Here is an 18,394-nt window from a genome sequence, read left to right as displayed (position 1 = left end):
GACGCGGCGCACGGACGGGAGACGGACGACGGGACGGAATCGATGAACGAGACGACGACGCCCGGCCTGCGCGGGCAGGTGCGGACCAGGGACGGCTGGGCGGTGCGGAACGCGATCGCGACGATCACCGACCTCGCCGGGAACCAGGTCGCGCGGATCGAGGCGGACGAGGCGGGCACGCTGGCGGCCGAACCGCTGCCGCCCGGCACGTACACCATGATCGTTACGGCGGCCGGGTACGCGCCCGCCGCCAGGACGCTCATCGTGCCGGGCTCCGGGACGGTCCACACCGGCACGCTCGTGCTCGGCCGCTCGGGCGGCGCCGAGCTCCCTCCGGCCGGCCCGTGGACGATCGACCCGGCGCACTCCAGCGTGGGCGCGGTCGCGCGGCACCTGGGACTGTCGAGCGTGCGCGGCCGGTTCGGCACGTTCGAGGGACGGATCGAGATCGCCGAACGGGTGGAGGACTCGCGGGTGACGGCCCGCATCGAGGCCGCCTCGATCGACACCGGCAACAAGCTGCGCGACGACCACCTGCGCTCGCCGGACTTCCTCGACATCGCGGCCCATCCGATGATCGAGTACTCCGGGACGGGCGTCGAGCCGGCGGGCGAGGACCGCTGGACCGTGCACGGCACCCTGACCCTGAACGGGATCTCCCGGCCGGTGGACCTCGACCTGACCTACCTGGGCACCGGCCCGGACACCTGGGGCGGCACCCGCGCCGCGTTCCGGGCCGTCGCCGAGCTTCGCCGGGCCGATTTCGCGATCAGGTTCAACCAGGTCCTGGAGGCCGGGATCGCCGCCGTGGGCGAGACCCTGCGGGTCGAACTGGAGATCCAGGCGGTCCAGGGCGAGGCCCTGCCCGAGACGCTGCCCGAGGCCTGATTTCGCAGGTGAAGCCCGCTTTACCCGCTCCGGATCCGGTGTGGTTTCCGCCGGTTAGGGGCAGATATCCGGTTGGCCGTCCGCCGTACGGGCGGAGCGTGTCCAGGGGGACTCGAACCGGGGGGAACGCATGACCGGAACGTTGCAGGAAGGCGTCATGAACGAGCTGGGCGACGACGGCGTCCAGCAGATCGCGGGGCTGCTCGGCACCGACACGGCGACGGCGAAGCAGGCCGTCGAGAGCGCCCTGCCCGCCATCGTCGGCGGACTGGCCAAGAACACCGAGGACCCGCAGGGCGCGGACGACCTCTACAGCGCCCTGGGCGACCACACCGGCGCCGACCCGGCGAACGACATCTCCGCGCTGACCCCGGCCGCGAGCGGCATGGGCGGCGCGATCATGAACCATGTGCTCGGCGACAAGCTGGACCCGGTCGCCAACGCGATCGGCGGCAAGACCGGCCTGCCCGCCGACCAGGTCAAGAAGGCCGCGCTCATCCTGGCCCCGATCGTGATGGCGTTCATCGCCAAGAACGTCATGAACAAGCAGGGGCAGGACGCCGGCGGCGTCGCGCGGGAACTCCAGAACGAGAAGTCGGGCGGCGGCCTCGGCGCCATCGGCGACCTGCTCGGCAGCCTGCTGGGCGGCAACAAGGCCGCCACCGGCTGAACCGCCCGGACCACCGGGCCGTCAGCGCGGGTGGAGCTCCGGGGCCGCGCGCGTTCAGCTGCCCTTGAGCTCGCGCAGCAACTTCTGGGCCTCGGCCCTGGAGTTGGTGCCCGTGATCACGACCTTGCCGTCGGAGATCGGCATCTCGACCCGGGGGACCGTGACCAGGCGGTCGCGGACGACGAAGGCGAGGTCCTTGCCGACCATCGCCCTGGTCAGGTCGGCGAACGCGCGCTGGTCGGTGGTGCGCAGCGTGAGCGCGACGTCGTAGGCGCCGTCGGTCTTGCCGCGCTGGAGCCGCAGGTCGGCGACCCGCCGGATGGCGATGCCCTGCGTCAGCACGTAACAGGTCGGCCCGGTCGCGGTGGGCCAGCTGATGCCCTGCGTACCGGCCTGGCACTGGCCGGGGACGGTGGCCGCGACGGGATAGATGTGCAGCGGCGCGGCCAGGGTGACCGGCCGTGTCCGCATGGACGAGGCGATCAGCCCGCCCGTGACGGCGACCGCGGCGATCAGCAGGCCGAGCGTGATGACCATGACGAGCAGCGCCGAGCGGTGCTCGCGCGCGGCGGTCTCCTGCGGCGGGCGCTTCTGCGCGTTGCGGTCGCGCTTGACCTGGGCCGCGCGGCGCTGCCGTTCGAGGGAACGGGCCCGGCGTTTCTGGTCCGGGTCCTCGGGCAGCGTCGCCGCGGCCTCGGGCGTCGCCGCGGCCGCCGGTGCCGCCGCTCCGTCCTTGCCCTTGCCCTTCTTGGCGGCCTTGGCCGCCTTCCTGGCCGCGCGCCGATCGGACCGCGACTGCTTCGGCCGCTTCCCCGCCTGAGCACCCCCACCCTCCGCCGCCCCGGATGCCTTACCCGCCTCGGACGCCTTGTTACCGGCATCCGCTGATGCCTGATCACCGGACACCCCGGCGCCGCTCACCCCCGCACCGGACGCTCCCGCACCGGACGCCCCTGCGCCGGACGCTGCTGGGCCGCGCGTGCCTGGGCTGGACGGGTCGGTGGCAGGGGGCGACGGTGCGGACTGCGTGTCGGCGCCGGGTGAGCCGCCTGGCTCGGTCGATGGGGTGGCGTCCGGAGTCGCGGACGTCTCGGAGGGGCGTTCGGCGGCGGGTTCGGCTGGTGCGGGGGAGGTGCCGTTGGTGGCGCCGCCGCTCGGCTCGGGGACGGCGTGGGTGCCGTTGGCGGACGATCCGTGGTCGCCGGGAGCGTCGCGGGTCTCGGCCGGCGGCTCCGCCGCCTCCGGACGTGGGCGGCCCTTGGCCCGGCGCGGAACGACCCGCATCGTTCAACTCCCCGTCTCCTTGGACAACGTTCGTCCTGAGCAGTCTTCCAGCCTGCACGGTGCCGACGAACCGCAACTTAGTCGGCTCCCGGCCGAGTCACCAGCCTTGAACGTGAACAACCGCATGATCACGCCAGTTCTAGCGTGATCATGCGGTTGTGCGCAGCGTCCGCGGGCCGCGTTTGTCACTCTGTGAGCATGTTCCGCGCCTGGCCGGCGCGGCGGCGGCTGGTCAGTCGATGCGCCAGGTGTCGCCGCTGCCGAGGAGCGCGCCGAGGTCGCCCTGGCCCTGGTTCTCGACGGCCGCGTCCATCTGGGTGCGCATCTCCTCGTCGTACGACGGCCGGTCGACGTTGCGGAAGACGCCGATCGGGGTGTGCTCGAACGCCGGGGAGTCGAGCCGCGACAACGCGAACGCGTGGGACGGGTCAGGGTTGTGCGCGTCGTGCACGACGATCTCCGACGGGTCGACGTCGGCGACGTTCACGACCTCGAACGAGCCGCCCGGCGTGCGGCGCAGCGCCTTCTGCCGGTCGGCGCCGAAGACGATCGGCTCGCCGTGCTCGAGCCGGATCGTGATGTCGTCCCTGACGTCGGCGTCCTTCAGCGGTTCGAACGCGTTGTCGTTGAAGATGTTGCAGTTCTGGTAGATCTCCACCAGCGCGGTGCCCTCGTGCTGGGCCGCCGCCCGCAGCACCGACTGCAGGTGCTTGCGGTCGGAGTCGATCGTGCGGGCGACGAACGTGCCCTCCGCGCCGATCGCCAGCGAGATCGGGTTGAACGGCGCGTCCAGCGAGCCCATCGGGGTCGACTTGGTGATCTTGCCGACCTCGGAGGTGGGCGAGTACTGCCCCTTGGTCAGCCCGTAGATCCGGTTATTGAAAAGAAGGATCTTGAGGTTGACGTTGCGGCGCAGCGCGTGGATCAGGTGGTTGCCGCCGATCGACAGCGCGTCCCCGTCGCCGGTGACCACCCAGACCGACAGGTCGGGACGGGAGGTGGCGAGGCCGGTCGCGATCGCCGGCGCGCGGCCGTGGATCGAGTGGAACCCGTAGGTGTTCATGTAGTACGGGAACCGCGACGAGCAGCCGATGCCGGAGACGAACGTGATGTTCTCCCGGCGCAGGCCGAGCTCGGGCAGGAAGGACTGGACCGCGGCGAGGATCGCGTAGTCACCGCAGCCGGGGCACCAGCGCACCTCCTGGTCGGTCTTGAAGTCCTTCAGGGTCTGCTTCTGGTCGGTCTTGGGCACCAGCGAGAGGGCGGTGCGCCCGCTGCGGTCGGCGGCGCCGTTGACCGTGCCGTTGACCGCGCCGTTGCCGTTGGTGCCGTTCACTCCGGTGTCACTCACTGTCGATCACATCCTGGATGACGCCCGCGAGCTCCTCGGCCTTGAAGGGCAGGCCACGGACCTGGTTGTAGCTGATCACGTCGACGAGGTAGCGGCCGCGCAGCAGGAGCGCCAGCTGGCCCAGATTTATCTCCGGCACGATGACCTTGTCGTAGGAGCGGAGCACCTCGGCGATGTTGGCCGGGAACGGGTTGAGGTGCCGCAGGTGGGCCTGCGCCACGTTCTGCCCGGTCTTGCGGATGCGCCGTACCGCCGCGGAGATCGCGCCGTAGGTGCCGCCCCAGCCGAGCACCAGCACCCTGGCCGCGCCGGACGGGTCGTCGACCGCGAGCGGCGCGATGGCGTTCGCGATCCCGTCGACCTTGGCCTGCCGGAGCCGGACCATCAGGTCGTGGTTGGCGGGGTCGTAGGAGATGTTGCCGGAGCCGTCGGCCTTCTCCAGGCCGCCGATCCGGTGCTCCAGGCCCGGTGTGCCCGGGACGGCCCACGGCCGTGCCAGGGTCTCCGGGTCGCGCTTGAACGGCTGGAAGTCCTCCTGGTCCGCCTCGGCGAACGCGGGCTCGATCTTCGGCAGCGACTCGACCTCCGGCAGCTGCCACGGCTCGGAGCCGTTGGCCAGGTAGCCGTCGGACAGCAGGATCACCGGGGTGCGGTACTCGACCGCGATCCGGGCCGCCTCGAGCGCGGCGTCGAAGCAGTCCGAGGGGGACTGCGGCGCGATCACCGGCACCGGGGCCTCGCCGTTGCGGCCGTGCATGGCCTGCAGCAGGTCGGCCTGCTCGGTCTTGGTCGGCAGACCGGTGGACGGGCCGGCGCGCTGCACGTCGATCACCAGCAGCGGCAGCTCGGTGGCGACGGCGAGGCCGATGGTCTCGCTCTTGAGCGCCAGGCCGGGGCCGGAGGTGGTGGTCACGCCCAGCGAGCCGCCGAACGAGGCGCCCAGCGCGGCACCGACCGCGGCGATCTCGTCCTCGGCCTGGAACGTCCGCACGCCGAACCGCTTGTGCTTGGACAGCTCGTGCAGGATGTCGGAGGCCGGGGTGATCGGGTACGAGCCGAGGTAGATCGGCAGCCCGCTCTGCACGCCCGCCGCGACCAGCCCGTACGACAGCGCGACGTTGCCGGTGATGTTGCGGTAGAGCCCGGGCTTCTGCTCGGCCGGCTTGATCTCGTAGGAGACCGAGAACGCCTCGGTGGTCTCGCCGAAGCTCCAGCCCGCCTGGAAGGCCGCGATGTTGGCCTTCATGATCTCGGGCTTCTTGGCGAACTTCTTCTCCAGGAACGCGATCGTCCCGTCGGTGGGCCGGTGGTAGAGCCAGGACAGCAGCCCGAGGGCGAACATGTTCTTGGCTCGTTCCGCGTCCTTCTTGGAAAGGTCGAAGTCGGCGAGCGCGGTGACCGTCATCGACGTCAGGGGCAGCGCGTGGACGTGGTATTCGCCCAGCGAGCCGTCCTCGACGGGGTTGCCCGCGTAGCCGACCTTGGCCAGGGCGCGCTTGGTGAACTCGTCGGTGTTGACGATCAGGTCGGCCCCGCGGGGCAGGTCGCCGATGTTGGCCTTGAGGGCGGCCGGGTTCATGGCGACGAGGACGTTGGGCGCGTCCCCCGGGGTCAGGATGTCGTGGTCGGCGAAGTGCAACTGGAAGCTGGACACGCCGGGGAGGGTCCCTGCCGGGGCGCGGATCTCGGCGGGGAAGTTCGGAAGCGTCGACAGGTCGTTGCCGAACGCCGCCGTTTCCTGGGTGAAGCGGTCACCGGTCAGCTGCATGCCGTCACCGGAGTCACCGGCGAAGCGGATGATGACGCGGTCGAGTTGCTGGACCTGTTTGGTCACAGAGGAAGACCTCCTCGACGCGCAGCACCGGCTCCGGGGGAGGCTCCCAGAACCGTGATGCTACTTAGGCTTACCTTCATGGTATGTCCGGTATGTACTGCTTGTTCCGGGGGGCTGGAGGCTGCAGGGGACGACGTGGCGGCCCCGCGGCGCCGGGGGACGCCGCAGCGCGCGCCGTGGTGGCATCGACGTGATCGCCGTCCGGCCTCGGTGATCGATCGGCCGTGGCCGGTGTTCCGCCCGTCATGTGACATCCCTCTTCCAGGGAGGCCTGACCCCGTAACACAAGACGTATCACTTTGGCCAGAGGTTCACGCGTCCTCGCCGGATTCGGGCAGGTCCTAACCAGAGGTACGACCTAGGCGGCCCGTGGGTTCATCGCAAACACAGACAGCTGGCCAGGCGGCACAGGTCGACGTGCAGACGCCGGACGAGCCGCGGAGGCGGAGGGTTGGTCGAGGAGCCGAGGCTCCCCGGGGGCACGGAGTTCACGCCCCGCACTATAGACAGCGCGAAATCCGCCCGGATCCACCGGCCCCTTTTGTTGGGGGGCGCGGGTTTTCGCATCCCCGGTGAGACAAGGGATGGAGGCCGTTTCAGCGTTCCCGGTCGATCTTGGCGAGCAGGTCGCGGACCCCGGCGCGGTCGACGGCCTCGCCGACGACACGGGCGGTCGCCCCGTACGGATGGGCCCCCGGAATGTCGCGGGCCCGCCCCATCCACGCGCTCCAGACCCGGCCGCCGACCGTGCAGCGCAGCACCATCTCGCGGTTGGCGGGCACCGGCCCCGAGCCGGTGCACGAGCCCAGCGCGCGCCCCTCGGCGGTGATCGTCGCACGGAGCTGGGCGCGGGCGTTCGCCGGCACCGCCCCGTCGGGCGAGGTCATCGTCGCCGGGAGCCGGATCGTGCAGCCGTGCACGTTGTCGTCGCAGTTGACGAACGTCAGCGTGCCCGGCCGGAAGCGCAGCCCGGGATCGCCGGCGCCGCCCAGCGCGGCCACCCGCGGCCGCATCTCGGTGAACAGGGCGGCGGTGTCGGCCAGCGGCGTCGCCTGGAAGCGCGGATCGCCCGGCCCCGCCGGATGAACGCGCAGCAGCTGGTGCGGGGCCGCGGCCGCAAGGAAGTAATCGGCGCGCTGGGTGCGGAGCCGGTAGACGGGGGTGCCGCCGACGGTCTCCTTGGCGGGCCGCGCGGTGGTCTTGCCCAGCAGGGTCGCGATGGAGGTGACGCCCAGCACGTCGGCCACGTTCATCTTGAACAGCGTGGCGGGCGCCTTGCTCCAGCGGTTCGCGTAGTTCTCCGGGTGCGAGCTCTCGCCGCCGTACGTGCGCCAGAACGCCGGGCCCGCCTTGACGAACGTCTGGTCGCCGACCGAGACCACCAGCGCGCGCAGCCCGCCGACCGTCATCGCCCCGGACGCCGAGCCGGCCCGGCTCACCTGGAGCACGACGCGAACGGGCCGCCCGTCGGCCGACATCGTTCCCTCGTACCGGAGGCCGGGCGCCGTCTGCAGCTGCCGGGCGGCCAGCGCGCCCCAGTCGGGGGTTGCGCCGGCGTTGCCCTGCGCCGAGCCGTCCGCGTCGACCCCGCGCGAGAAGCCCACGAACGCGGCGCCGGCCACGATGAGGAGCACCAGCAGGGCCGCGACGCCCACGACCACCGCCACCGGCATCGGAAGCCGCCGGAGGCCGCGCGCTGAGGCCTGCGCCCCGGGCGGCGCCGCCGGCCGCGTTCCCGGCTGACCCGGCTGACCCGGCGGTCGAAGTCCCCGCGGACCAGGCGGCTGAACCCCCGGCCGCGCAGGCGGCGGCGCAGGCGGCCGCGCAGGCGGCGGCGGGGGCGTGCCCGGAACCACCGGTGACGAGTCACCCTGATCCGCGTTCACGTGACCTCAACTCCGCTCTGTCAGCCGATACCGGACATAAGAGTGCCGGACGATGTCCGCCTGCGCAGCAGGACGGGACATCGCCCGGCACGGGGTGTTTCAGATCACTCCCGGTCGAGACCGCTCTGGAGACTCTGGACGTCGGAGTCGGTGGCACCCTGCACGCGGAACTCGGCCTGCGTGTAGTAGCGCGTCTGACCGCTCCGCGACCAGCTGGACCAGGCGCTGCTGCTGACGCGGCACTCCGCCCAGGTGAGAGTGGACGACGACACCGTCGCCGACGTCTCGCAGTCGCCCAGGCTGCGGCCCGTCGTCGAGCCCGCGGTCAGCTTGAACTTGATGTCGATCTTGGTCGAGCCGGTGCCCGAGAGCGTCGGGCGGAACTGGCCGCGCACCCGGCAGCTGGAGCTGTTGGTCGTGCACAGCCCCTTCTTGGTGTCGATCAGCGACACCCGGGCCTCGCTGTCGAACGAGTCCTTCAGCTCGCCCATGCGGGAACGCAGCTCACTGATCGTGCTGGACGCCGCCGAGCTGCCGTACGTGGTGACGTCGAACTGCACCCGCGGGAACACGGTCTCGTACCGCAGCAGTTCGGGCGTCTCGGAGTCGGTCACGAAGAAGGTCCGCGTCGAGGTGCCGATCCGCAGCGCGTCGCGGCCCTGCACCGTGGTCTTGGACTCCCGCAGCGTGGTCCGCAGGTTGGAGGCGGACCGCATCGCGCTCGCGATCGCGGTGGGCGTGAGGTCGCGGTCGACGTTGAGGCTCAGGTCGGTGGAGCTGATCTTGCCCCACTGGTCGCCGTCCTTGATCGTCACCGACGACGAGGTGACCTTGCTCGACCAGTACGACTTCGGCGCCTTGACGTACACCTTGTCGTCGGCCGTGAGCAACGTCACGTTGTCGCCGTCCCACGTCACCTGCCCGGTCGCGCGGCCGCCCTTGGTGACCTTCAGCTCACCCTGGACGGTGTCGCCGCTGCCGGAGAAGGTGCCCTTGAGCGCCAGCGCACGGGCCGTCGACACCTGCGCCGCCGCCGCGGTGAGCCGTTCGGACGGCGTCATCTTGTCTTCCCTGAAGACGACCGTCACCAGGACGATCGCGATGATCAGTACGACGATCACCGCGCCGCCGCCGAGAAGCACGATCATCAGGCCCTTGCCGCCGCCACTGCGCGGCGGAGGCGCCCCGCCGGGCGGCGGGAAGAACGGCGGCTGCTGCCCGGGCGCGCCGTAGCCGCCGGGCGGGGGCATGCCGGGCCCGGCGGGCGGCGGTGAACCGAATCCGCCCGGAGGAACACCCGGGCCACCGGGACCGCCGGGCGGTCCGCCCTGCCCAGGGGGCGGCGGTGGCGGCCAAGAGGAGCCTCCTGCGGGGGGTTCCCAGCCCGGGGGAGGCGGGGGGTTGCTCATCCGGTCACGTCCTTCCAGGTCAAGAGACCCCAAATGCACCTCTAGTGTGCAGCAACGATCGGACTTTGTGTGCGGCCATTTACTTCGACGCGACCTTGTCGGGCCGGGTTCACCGTACGAGATACTTGACCTGAGGCGTTAAGCGAGGTTGGAAGGACACCGTGAACGACTATTTCGACTCGTACGTCGTCGTGGTGGTGCTGCTCCTCGTGGGCGGCGGGATCGTGGGCGGCGGCCTGGCGGCCAACCGCCTCCTCCGGCCGAGCCGTCCCACCGCCGAGAAGCTCAAGACCTACGAGTGCGGCGTCGATCCGGTCGGCGCCGACTGGGCGCAGTCCTACGTCCGCTACTACGTGTTCGCCTACCTGTACGTGGTGTTCGCCGTCGACGCCGTCTTCCTCTTCCCCTGGGCGACCGTCTTCGCCGCGCCCGGCTACGGCATGACGACGCTCGGCGAGATGTTCGTCTTCCTGGGGTTCCTCGCCACCGGGCTCCTCTACGCGGGCAAGAAGGGCGTGCTCTCGTGGGTCTGAGTCTCTGGCGTGATCCGCGAGGGCTGTAAGAATGCTCTCGTGAGCACTGTCGATCTGCCCCCGCCGAGCGTCGGACCGCTGTCGCGGCTCGCGCCCAAGCCGGTCAAGTTCGTGCTCAACTGGGGTCGGCGTTACTCGTTGTGGGTCTTCAACTTCGGGCTGGCCTGCTGCGCGATCGAGTTCATCGCGACCTCGATGAGCCGCCACGACTTCATCCGGCTCGGCGTGATCCCGTTCGCCCCCGGCCCGCGCCAGGCCGACCTCATGGTCGTGTCCGGCACCGTCAGCGACAAGATGGCGCCCGCGGTCAAGCGCCTGTACGAGCAGATGCCCGAGCCCAAGTACGTGATCTCGTTCGGAGCCTGCTCCAACTGCGGCGGTCCGTACTGGGACTCCTACTGCGTCACCAAGGGCGTCGACCAGATCATCCCCGTCGACGTCTACGTGCCCGGCTGCCCGCCCCGCCCGGAGGCCTTGCTGCACGGCATCATCAAGCTCCAGGAGAAGATCGCCGCCGAGTCCCTCGGCGACCGCTACGACGGCTCCGCCGAGCCGGTCGCCCCGGCGCCCGCGCCCCGTCCGCTATCGGCCACCGTCCTGCGCAGGCCCCTCCAGCCCCCGCCCCCGCCGCCCGAGCCGGAGCCCGTGGCGGTCGCCGCCCCCGACGACGAGACCCGCCCCGTCCCCGTCCCGCCCGCCGACACCGATGACCCGGGCCCGACCGAGACGACACCGCTCCCCGAGACCGCGACGGCAGGGACGGGGGGTCCGGAAACCGCCGACCGGCGACCCGGCCCGGACGACGAGACCCGCCCCGTTCCCCTTCCCGAGGCCGACCAGGGCCCCGCCTCCACGGCGACGGACGCCCCCGTTCCCGACGCCGAGACCGCGCCCGCCGAAACTCCCGGACCTGACGACGAGACGCGTCCCGTTCCTCTGCCCGAGGCTGACCAGGGCCCCGCCCCGACGGCGACGGACGCTCCCGGGCCCGACGACGAGACCGCGTCCGTCGCCGCGCCCGCGGAGACTCCCGGACCTGACGACGAGACGAGGCCGGTCGCCATGCCCGCGGAGACTCCCGGACCCGAGGACGAGACTCGTCCCGTCCAGGCGCCCGAGGCCGGTCCGGACGACGGGGCCCGTCGTGTCGAGGAGCCCGAGGCCGTCCACGACGAGGAGGCGCGGCCCGCCGACAGGCCTGCGCGGTCCCGCCGCCTGCGCGACCACGACCCGTCGATCATTCCCGGGCTCACCGACGACGACGAGATCGGGCGGTCGGACCGGTGAGCGCCGAGATCGCCGCCGCCTGGACCGGCCGGTTCGGCGACGAGGTGTCGACCGAGGAGACCTTCGGCGGCCTGGCCGTCGGCGTGCCGGCCGAGATGTGGATCGAGGCGCTCACGTTCGCGCGCGACGACCTGTCCTGCGGCTTCTTCGACTGGCTGACCGGGGTGGACGAGCTCACCGAGGGCTTCGCGATCGTCGTGCACCTCTACTCCCTCGAACGCCGCCACCACCTCCTCGTCCGCACCCGGATCCCGCGCGAGACGCCCGTGCTCGCCACGGCCACCGGGGTCTACCGGGGTGCCAACTGGCACGAACGCGAGACCGCGGAGATGTTCGGCGTGGTCTTCGAGGGCCACCCCCACCCGGTGCCGCTCCTCCTGCCCGACGGGTTCGAGGGGCATCCGCTGCGCAAGGAGTTCGTGCTCGCGGCCCGCGTCGCCAAGCCGTGGCCGGGCGCCAAGGAGCCCGGCGAGTCGGGCCACGGCGCGCCGAGCCGCCGCCGCGTCCGCCCGCCGGGCGTGCCCGACGACTGGGGGCCGAATGCTTGAGATCGTCGTCAAACTGGCCCTCGTCGCCGCGGCGTTCGCCGTCCTCCCGCTCCTCGTCGGGCAGGCCGAGCACAAGGTCATGGCGCACATGCAGGGCCGCCTCGGCCCGATGTACGCGGGCGGCTTCCACGGCTGGGCGCAGCTCGTCGCCGACGGCGTGAAGTTCGCCCAGAAGGAGGACGTCATCCCCGCGGCGGCCGACCGCCGCATCTTCAAGCTCGCCCCCGGCGTCGCCCTCGTCCCCTACCTCCTGGTCCTGATCGTCGTGCCGGTCGGCCCCAACGGCCAGGTGGCGCTCGACCTGGGCGTCGGCCTCTTCTTCGCGCTCGCCGTCATGGGCGTCGGCGTGATCGGCGCGATCATGGCGGGCTGGGCGAGCGCCAACAAGTACAGCCTCCTGGGCGGGATGCGGGTCGCCGCGCAGCTCATGTCGTACGAGCTGCCGATGGTCTTCGCCGCCTCCTCCGTGGCGATGGCCGCCGGCACGCTGTCCCTCACCGGCATCGTGGACGAGTGGCGCTGGTACTGGCTGCCCTGGCAGGCCGTCGGCGCGGTCGTCTTCTTCGTCGCCGGGCTCGCCGAGCTGCGCCGCCCCCCGTTCGACATGCCGGTCGCCGACTCCGAGATCATCTTCGGTCCCTACACCGAGTACGGCGGCCTGCGCTTCGCGCTCTTCATCCTCGCCGAGTACGCCGGGATCATCGTCCTCTGCGCCCTCACCACCGTCCTCTTCCTGGGCGGCTGGAAGGGCCCGTTCCTCAACGACGAGCTCGGCTGGTTGTGGACGCTGCTCAAGACGTTCGCCCTGGCGTTCGTGGTCATCTGGCTGCGCGTCAGCTACCCCCGCATGCGCGAGGACCAGCTGCAGAAGCTCGCCTGGGCCTACCTCGTCCCGCTCGCCCTGGCCCAGCTGGCCCTCACCGGCGTCCTCAAGGTCGCCTTCGCCTGACCCCGCCGACGCCCTCCGGCTACGGGAGGAAGATGGCGTACTCGCTGAGGTGGGGGAGCAGGTCGGGCGGGAGGTCGGCGTCGACGGTGAGCTCCTCGGCCGAGATGAAGCCGCCCTGGGCGGAGCGGCGGCGGACGATGCGGTCGACCAGCTCAGGGGTCATGCTGGGCAGGCCCGCCAGGATCTCGGGCGGCGCGTGGTTGACGTCGACGAGGCCGCCGTCGTCGTAGGCGCGGGGCAGGTCGGGGCGGCCGATGCGGAGCTCGTGGGCGAGGGCCGGGTCCTCGGAGGCGAGCCGGCGGGCGTCCTCACGCAGCGAACGGCGGTACTTCGCGACGTGGATCGCGTACTGGTTCTGGCGGCTGCGCGGACCCTCCCTGGGAAAGACCGAGGGCCGGACGGCGAACGCGTGGGCGGTGCCGGCGATCCACAACATCATCATCATGAAGCCGCCGAGCGCCTCCAGGGCGGCCTCGTCGGTGCCCGTCAGCATCAGCGCGAACGTGAGGGCGAGGCCGTAACCCGCCGCCGTGGCGCCCAGGGTGCGGGAGCCACGCCGGATCGCGCCGTAGAGGAACGTGAACGGCGTGCCCACGCCGAACGTGAGAAATGGCACGAGGGCCCAGAGGATCCCGTTCGGCTCGCTGGGCGGAGGAGGGGGCGGCGGGACCGGCGGCATCGGGTACGGCGGGCGCCACACGGGCGGGAAAGGAGGACGTCCGGGGTGGTGGTGAGGGCGTCCGTAGTGGGGGCGTGGACGGCGGACCGACGGCTCGTCCTCGCCGGGATCGTATGGGCCGTTGAACCCGTGGCTCACGTCTGGTTGGACGAACGCGGACCCCGATGCGTTCCCCAGCCGCTGTTCGTACGCAATCATGGGGCGCGTGGGACGGCTACCAGGAGGCGGGCTGGCCAAGGGGCTGGCGGTCACGTTGCGGACGATGACGCGGCGCTCGGTCACGCGTCAGTACCCGGAGGTGCAGCCTGACCTGCCCCCGCGCAGCCGCGGCGTGATCGCGCTGCTCGAGGAGAACTGCACGGTCTGCATGTTGTGCGCGCGGGAGTGCCCCGACTGGTGCATCTACATCGACTCGCACAAGGAGACGCTCCCGGCGGAGGGCGCGGGCCGGGCCCGCACGCGGAACGTGCTCGACCGGTTCGCGATCGACTTCGCGCTGTGCATGTACTGCGGCATCTGCATCGAGGTGTGCCCGTTCGACGCGCTGTTCTGGTCGCCGGAGTTCGAGTACGCCGAGTACGACATCAACGAGCTCACGCACGAGAAGGAACGGCTGCGCGAGTGGATGTGGACGGTGCCGCCGCCCCAGGCGCACGATCCGGCCGCGGAGCCGCCCAAGGAGATCGCCGCCGCCGAGAAGGCCGCCGCGCGCCCGAAACGTACTCCGGGAGGCGGCCGGTGACGGGGCAGGAGATCGTCTTCACACTGCTCGGGATCGTCGCCGTCGGGTCGGCGCTGCTGGTCGTGACGACCCGGCAGCTGGTGCACGCGGCGTTGTGGCTGGTGGTGTCGTTCGGTGCGCTGGCCGGTGGCTACCTGGTGCTGACCGCGGAGTTCGTGGCCTGGGTGCAGGTCCTGATCTACGTGGGCGCCGTGGTCGTGCTGCTGCTGTTCGGGATCATGCTGACGCGGGCGCCGATCGGCGAGACCGCGGATCTCGACTCGGGCAACCGGTGGGTCGCGGCGGGCGTGGCCGTCGCCACGGCGGCGGTGCTGATCACGGTCCTGGTGATGGGTTTCCGCGACGCGTACACGCCGCTGGAGCCGGGCGGCGGCTCGGCCGACCAGCTGGGCGCCAGCGTCTTCCGGACCTGGGTGCTGCCGTTCGAGGTGTTGTCGGTGCTGCTGCTGGCGGCGCTCGTCGGCGCGATCGTGCTGTCGCGTTCGGACATCGGCCCCGAACACGAGAGGGAGGACGGCTGATGCATCTCGCCTATCCGCTCGTGGTCGCCGCGCTGCTGTTCTCGATCGGCGTGTACGGGGTGCTGGCGCGGCGCAACGCCATCCTCGTGCTGATGTCGGTCGAGCTGATGCTCAACGCCGTCAACCTCAACCTCGTCACGTTCGACGTCTGGTGGCGCGACCGGCTGCACGGCGGCCAGGTGCTGACGCTGTTCACGATCGTCATCGCGGCGGCCGAGATCGGGCTGGGCCTGGCGATCGTGCTGCTGGTCTACCGCAACCGCCGGATGATCGACGTCGACCGGCTGCGCGATCTCGCCGAGGAGCCCGACGAGCCCGGCGGGCCCGAGGGGGCCGCTCCGGCGGCAGGCGACGGCGGCGCCGAGGGCGAGCGGACCGGGGAGCGTGTCTTGTGATCGGGCTCGCGTCGGCCGTCATCCTGCTCCCGTTCGCGGCCGCGTTCGCCGGGATGTTGCTCGGGCCGCGGCTCACCCGCCTGCTGGGCGGTTCCGGCCGTGCCGTCGCGGCCGGGCCGGACGGCGCCGCCGCGGCCGAAGGTGCCGGCGAGGTGCCGCCGGGGCGGAACGGGCCCGCGCTGATCGCGTGCCTGCCGATCGCGGCGGCGACGGTGTTCGCGGCGATCGCCGGGCTGACCGTGTGGGGTGACGAGGCCACCCACACCGGTGTCCTCACCCGCATCCCCACCGGCACCGTGCCGATCGAGGTCGGGCTGCAGGTCGACGGGCTGTCGGCGGTCGTCGGCTTCATGGTCTGCTGCGTGGCGCTGGCGGTGCAGGTCTACTCCGTCACCTACATGCGCGAGGACCCGCGCTACTCCTCGTACGCCGCGTTCATCTCGCTCTTCACCGCCGCGATGTTGCTGGTGGTGTACGCGAGCGACCTGCTCCTGCTGTACGTCGGCTGGGAGGTCATGGGCGTCTGCTCGTACTTCCTGATCGGCCACCACTGGGAGGACCGGGCCAACTCGCGGGCCGCGGTCAAGGCGTTCCTGGTGACCCGGCTCGGCGACGTCGGCTTCCTCCTCGGGATCTTCGTCCTGGGCGTCGGCGCCGGATCGTTCTCGATCGAGCGCGTGCTCGCCGCGGCGCCCTCACTGCCGCACACGACGGTGACGGCGGCGGCACTGCTGCTGCTCGCCGGCGTGGCGGGCAAGAGCGCGCAGTTCCCGCTGCACACCTGGCTGCCGGACGCGATGGCCGGCCCGACCCCGATCAGCGCGCTCATCCACGCCGCCACGATGGTGGCGGCCGGCATCTACGTGGTCGCCAGGGTCTTCGGCGTCTTCACCGAGGCACCCGCGGCGCTCACCGTGCTCGGCGTCCTCGCGGTGATCTCCATGGTCGGCTCGGCGCTCGCGGCGCTGGCGCAGGACGACGTCAAACGGGTCCTCGCCTACTCCACCGTGAGCCAGCTCGCCGTCATGGCCGCCGGCCTCGCGGTCGGCGGCAAGACCCCGGCCGTCTTCCACCTGCTCACGCACGGCGCGTTCAAGGCGCTGCTCTTCCTCGCGGCGGGCTGCGTCATCGTCGTCACCGGCTCGAACATGCTGCGCGACTACGGCGGGCTGCGGCAGGGCATGCCGATCACGTTCTGGACGATGACGATCGGGCTCGGCGCGCTCGTCGGCGTGCCGCCGCTGAGCGGCTGGTTCAGCAAGGACGCCGTCATCGAGGCCGCGCAGCACGCCGCGACCGGCGGCGGCGCCGACGCCGCCGACTGGGTGGTCTTCCTGGGCCTGCTGGTCACGGTCGCGCTGACGGCGGCGTACGCGACGCGGTTGTGGCTGATGACGTTCTTCGGTGAGAACCGCGGTGGCCACGACGTCAAGGAGGCGCCGCTCCTGATGACGGGCACGGTGGCGGTGCTCGCCGTCCCCGCCGCGCTCGCCGGCTTCTTCGGCGCCGCCGACGAGGAGCTGCGGCCGCATCTCGGCTCGGCGGTGCTGGCCCTGGTGCTCGTCGCGGCCGGCGCGGGCGCCGCCTTCCTGATCTGGAACCGCGACCCGGCACTCGACCCGGCTCGCGCCCTCGGGCCGGTGCGGCCGGTGTTCGCCCGGGCCTTCTACGTGGACGAGGTGTACGACGCGGTGATCGTACGGCCGGTGCGGGCGCTGGCCCGCGGCGTCGTCACGTTCGACGACAAGGGCATCGACGCGGCGGTCGTCGGCGGCGCGCGGGCCGCGCGGCGCCTCGCCGGGCTGCTGCGGCTGTCACAGAACGGCAACCCGCAGACCTACCTCACCGGTGTGCTCGCCGGGGCCGTCGTGATCGTCGCCGGGGTGGTGATCTTCCTGTGATCCTCCTGCTGCTGGCCGGGATCCCGCTGCTCGGGGCACTGGCACTGCTCGTTCCGGCGCGGAGCTTCCTGCCGGGCGACGCTGCGGTGCGGCTCTTCGGCGTCGTGGTCTCCGGCGTGACGCTGGTGCTCGCGCTGGGGGCGCTCGCCACGTTCGACTTCGGCGCGCCGTCGCGGATGCAGCACGGCGTCGACACCGAGTGGGCGCCGGCCATCGGGCTGCGCTTCCACCTCGGCGTCGACGGCATCTCCCTGCCGCTGGTCGTGCTGACCGCCCTGCTGACGTTCCTGTGCTTCCTGCACACGGTCAAGCACCCGCCGGCGGGCGGCTCCGCACGGCTGCTGGTGGCGTTGCTGCTGGTCCTCGAAGTCGGGCTGCTCGGCACGTTCGTGGCGCTCGACCTGGTGCTGTTCTTCGTGTTCTTCGAGGTCGTCCTCCTCCCCATGTACGTGGTGATCGCCCTGTGGGGCGGGCCGGGGCGCCGGGCGGCCGCGTACAAGTTCATCCTCTACACGCTGCTCGGCTCCGGGCTGCTGCTGGTCGGCATGCTCCTCGTCGCGGTCAACGCGGGCACCCTCGACATGACCGAGCTGGGCGACGGCAAGGCCGCCGACCTCGGCCGCGGCATCCAGATCACCGCGTTCCTGCTGATGGGGCTCGGCTTCGCGGTCAAGGCGCCGATGTGGCCGCTGCACACCTGGCTGCCGGACGCGCACACCGAGGCGCCGACGGTCGGCTCGGTGCTGCTGGCCGGCGTGCTGCTGAAGATGGGCACCTACGGGTTCGTGCGCGTCGCGGTGCCGGGGGCGCCGGAGGGCGCCGAGTTCTGGGCGCCGTGGCTGGGCCTGCTCGCCGTGATCGGGATCGTGTACGGGGCGCTCGCCTGCCTGGCGCAGCGCGACCTCAAACGGATGATCGCCTACTCGTCGGTGGGCCACATGGGCTTCGTGCTCCTCGGCATCGCCACGCTGACGCCGGTCGGGCTCAACGCGGCGCTGTTCGGCAACATCGCGCACGGGCTCATCACCGGGCTGCTGTTCTTCCTCGCCGGCGCGGTCAAGGAGCGGTACGGCACCGGCGACCTGGAAGAGCTCGGCGGCGGGATGCTCGGCAAGGCGCCGCGGCTGGCCTCGATCCTCACGTTCGCCTCGGTCGCGAGCCTCGGGCTGCCGGGCCTCGCCGGCTTCTGGGGCGAGATGCTGGCGCTGCTCGGCGCCTACAAGCCGCACGCCGACCTGCCGCGCGAGACGTTCGTGACGTTCATGGTCGTTGGCGGGCTCGGCGCGGTGCTGACCGCCGCCTACTTCCTGCGCATGCTCTCCAAGCTCACCCACGGCCCGGCGACCGGTGCCATCTCGGCGCCGCCCGCCGCGGGACCGGTGGCGGGGATCTCGGTGTACGAGTACGCGGCGTGGACGCCGCTCATCGTGCTGACCCTGCTCGTCGGCCTGTGGCCCAAGGCGCTGCTGGAAGTGACCACCGCCCCCGTCCGCGCGCTCCTGGGAGGTGGCTGAACC

General features: G+C 71.8%; 17 protein-coding genes and 1 pseudogene. 11 read left to right on the top strand and 7 right to left on the bottom strand.

Annotated elements, in window-relative coordinates; all coding sequences use genetic code 11:
• Window positions 1-42 precede the first annotated feature (42 nt).
• Together ABZ810_RS04480 and ABZ810_RS04475 are read left to right on the top strand one after the other, a co-directional pair.
• A complete protein-coding gene (locus ABZ810_RS04480) occupies window positions 43-888 on the top strand; it encodes a YceI family protein (RefSeq protein WP_358399141.1) in 846 nt (281 codons plus the stop codon).
• Between the two features lie 130 nt (window positions 889-1,018).
• A complete protein-coding gene (locus ABZ810_RS04475) occupies window positions 1,019-1,558 on the top strand; it encodes a DUF937 domain-containing protein (protein ID WP_358399139.1) in 540 nt (179 codons plus the stop codon).
• Between the two features lie 54 nt (window positions 1,559-1,612).
• Here the strand turns inward: ABZ810_RS04475 and ABZ810_RS04470 are convergent, their stop codons facing one another.
• From ABZ810_RS04470 to ABZ810_RS04445, 6 genes are all read right to left on the bottom strand, one after another.
• On the bottom strand, window positions 1,613-2,842 hold the full coding sequence (locus tag ABZ810_RS04470; RefSeq protein WP_358399137.1) for a hypothetical protein: 1,230 nt from the start codon (window positions 2,840-2,842) through the stop codon (window positions 1,613-1,615).
• Window positions 2,843-3,074: 232 nt separating this feature from the next.
• On the bottom strand, window positions 3,075-4,193 hold the full coding sequence (locus tag ABZ810_RS04465) for a 2-oxoacid:ferredoxin oxidoreductase subunit beta (RefSeq protein ID WP_358399135.1): 1,119 nt from the start codon (window positions 4,191-4,193) through the stop codon (window positions 3,075-3,077).
• The gene (locus tag ABZ810_RS04460; protein ID WP_358399133.1) at window positions 4,186-6,027 is read right to left on the bottom strand and encodes a 2-oxoacid:acceptor oxidoreductase subunit alpha; all 1,842 of its coding nucleotides are present in this window, start codon (window positions 6,025-6,027) and stop codon (window positions 4,186-4,188) included. The genes ABZ810_RS04465 and ABZ810_RS04460 overlap by 8 nt, the downstream gene beginning before the upstream one ends.
• Before the next feature lie 375 nt (window positions 6,028-6,402).
• Window positions 6,403-6,594 (bottom strand): putative leader peptide, encoded by a 192-nt coding sequence (locus ABZ810_RS04455; protein WP_358399131.1) that lies wholly within the window; start codon window positions 6,592-6,594, stop codon window positions 6,403-6,405.
• Between the two features lie 29 nt (window positions 6,595-6,623).
• Window positions 6,624-7,700 carry a hypothetical protein gene (locus ABZ810_RS04450; RefSeq protein WP_358399129.1) on the bottom strand — a complete coding sequence of 359 codons (1,077 nt, stop codon included), beginning with the start codon at window positions 7,698-7,700 and terminating at the stop codon, window positions 6,624-6,626.
• Window positions 7,701-8,017: 317 nt separating this feature from the next.
• Window positions 8,018-9,163: a hypothetical protein gene (locus ABZ810_RS04445; RefSeq protein ID WP_358399127.1), complete on the bottom strand. Its 1,146-nt coding sequence runs from the start codon at window positions 9,161-9,163 to the stop codon at window positions 8,018-8,020.
• A gap of 320 nt (window positions 9,164-9,483) precedes the next feature.
• Here ABZ810_RS04445 and ABZ810_RS04440 point away from each other — a divergent pair, with 320 nt between their 5' ends.
• From ABZ810_RS04440 to nuoH, 4 genes and pseudogenes are all read left to right on the top strand, one after another.
• Window positions 9,484-9,855, top strand: coding sequence for an NADH-quinone oxidoreductase subunit A (locus tag ABZ810_RS04440; protein WP_358399124.1), 372 nt, complete (start codon window positions 9,484-9,486; stop codon window positions 9,853-9,855).
• A 78-nt stretch (window positions 9,856-9,933) separates the two neighbouring features.
• Window positions 9,934-10,377, top strand: a pseudogene (locus ABZ810_RS04435) (NADH-quinone oxidoreductase subunit B family protein); the annotation flags it as partial.
• Between the two features lie 761 nt (window positions 10,378-11,138).
• Window positions 11,139-11,690 carry an NADH-quinone oxidoreductase subunit C gene (locus ABZ810_RS04430; RefSeq protein ID WP_358399122.1) on the top strand — a complete coding sequence of 184 codons (552 nt, stop codon included), beginning with the start codon at window positions 11,139-11,141 and terminating at the stop codon, window positions 11,688-11,690.
• Entirely contained in the window at window positions 11,683-12,639 is a 957-nt protein-coding gene (nuoH, locus tag ABZ810_RS04425) for an NADH-quinone oxidoreductase subunit NuoH (RefSeq protein WP_358399120.1), read from the top strand. The genes ABZ810_RS04430 and nuoH overlap by 8 nt, the downstream gene beginning before the upstream one ends.
• Before the next feature lie 19 nt (window positions 12,640-12,658).
• Here the strand turns inward: nuoH and ABZ810_RS04420 are convergent, their stop codons facing one another.
• Window positions 12,659-13,255, bottom strand: coding sequence for a helix-hairpin-helix domain-containing protein (locus ABZ810_RS04420; RefSeq protein WP_358399117.1), 597 nt, complete (start codon window positions 13,253-13,255; stop codon window positions 12,659-12,661).
• A gap of 268 nt (window positions 13,256-13,523) precedes the next feature.
• On the opposite strand from ABZ810_RS04420, the gene ABZ810_RS04415 reads away from it, so the two are divergent.
• The 5 genes from ABZ810_RS04415 to ABZ810_RS04395 are packed head-to-tail and all read left to right on the top strand — an operon-like array spanning window position 13,524 to window position 18,391.
• Entirely contained in the window at window positions 13,524-14,060 is a 537-nt protein-coding gene (locus ABZ810_RS04415; protein WP_358399115.1) for an NADH-quinone oxidoreductase subunit I, read from the top strand.
• A complete protein-coding gene (locus ABZ810_RS04410) occupies window positions 14,057-14,581 on the top strand; it encodes an NADH-quinone oxidoreductase subunit J (RefSeq protein ID WP_358399112.1) in 525 nt (174 codons plus the stop codon). Before ABZ810_RS04415 ends, ABZ810_RS04410 begins: the two co-directional genes overlap by 4 nt.
• Window positions 14,581-14,976 carry an NADH-quinone oxidoreductase subunit NuoK gene (gene nuoK / locus ABZ810_RS04405; protein ID WP_358399109.1) on the top strand — a complete coding sequence of 132 codons (396 nt, stop codon included), beginning with the start codon at window positions 14,581-14,583 and terminating at the stop codon, window positions 14,974-14,976. Before ABZ810_RS04410 ends, nuoK begins: the two co-directional genes overlap by 1 nt.
• Window positions 14,973-16,877 (top strand): NADH-quinone oxidoreductase subunit L, encoded by a 1,905-nt coding sequence (locus ABZ810_RS04400; RefSeq protein ID WP_358399106.1) that lies wholly within the window; start codon window positions 14,973-14,975, stop codon window positions 16,875-16,877. Before nuoK ends, ABZ810_RS04400 begins: the two co-directional genes overlap by 4 nt.
• Window positions 16,874-18,391 carry an NADH-quinone oxidoreductase subunit M gene (locus ABZ810_RS04395; protein ID WP_358399103.1) on the top strand — a complete coding sequence of 506 codons (1,518 nt, stop codon included), beginning with the start codon at window positions 16,874-16,876 and terminating at the stop codon, window positions 18,389-18,391. The genes ABZ810_RS04400 and ABZ810_RS04395 overlap by 4 nt, the downstream gene beginning before the upstream one ends.
• Window positions 18,392-18,394: the final 3 nt, after the last annotated feature.

The organism is Spirillospora sp. NPDC047279, from assembly GCF_040643285.1.
GTDB lineage: Bacteria > Actinomycetota > Actinomycetes > Streptosporangiales > Streptosporangiaceae > Spirillospora.
The sequence above is the reverse complement of the archived record's forward strand: the minus strand, read 5'-3'. Positions and strand labels throughout refer to the sequence as shown.

Bases quoted from the DNA above. Each gene is read 5' to 3' on its own strand.
- ABZ810_RS04480 (WP_358399141.1), top strand. From the start codon at position 43: ATGAACGAGACGACGACGCCCGGCCTGCGCGGGCAGGTGCGGACCAGG.
- ABZ810_RS04475 (WP_358399139.1), top strand. From the start codon at position 1,019: ATGACCGGAACGTTGCAGGAAGGCGTCATGAACGAGCTGGGCGACGAC.
- ABZ810_RS04470 (WP_358399137.1), bottom strand. From the start codon at position 2,842: ATGCGGGTCGTTCCGCGCCGGGCCAAGGGCCGCCCACGTCCGGAGGCG.
- ABZ810_RS04455 (WP_358399131.1), bottom strand. From the start codon at position 6,594: ATGCGAAAACCCGCGCCCCCCAACAAAAGGGGCCGGTGGATCCGGGCG.
- ABZ810_RS04450 (WP_358399129.1), bottom strand. From the start codon at position 7,700: ATGCCGGTGGCGGTGGTCGTGGGCGTCGCGGCCCTGCTGGTGCTCCTC.
- ABZ810_RS04445 (WP_358399127.1), bottom strand. From the start codon at position 9,163: ATGCCCCCGCCCGGCGGCTACGGCGCGCCCGGGCAGCAGCCGCCGTTC.
- nuoH (WP_358399120.1), top strand. From the start codon at position 11,683: ATGCTTGAGATCGTCGTCAAACTGGCCCTCGTCGCCGCGGCGTTCGCC.
- nuoK (WP_358399109.1), top strand. From the start codon at position 14,581: ATGCATCTCGCCTATCCGCTCGTGGTCGCCGCGCTGCTGTTCTCGATC.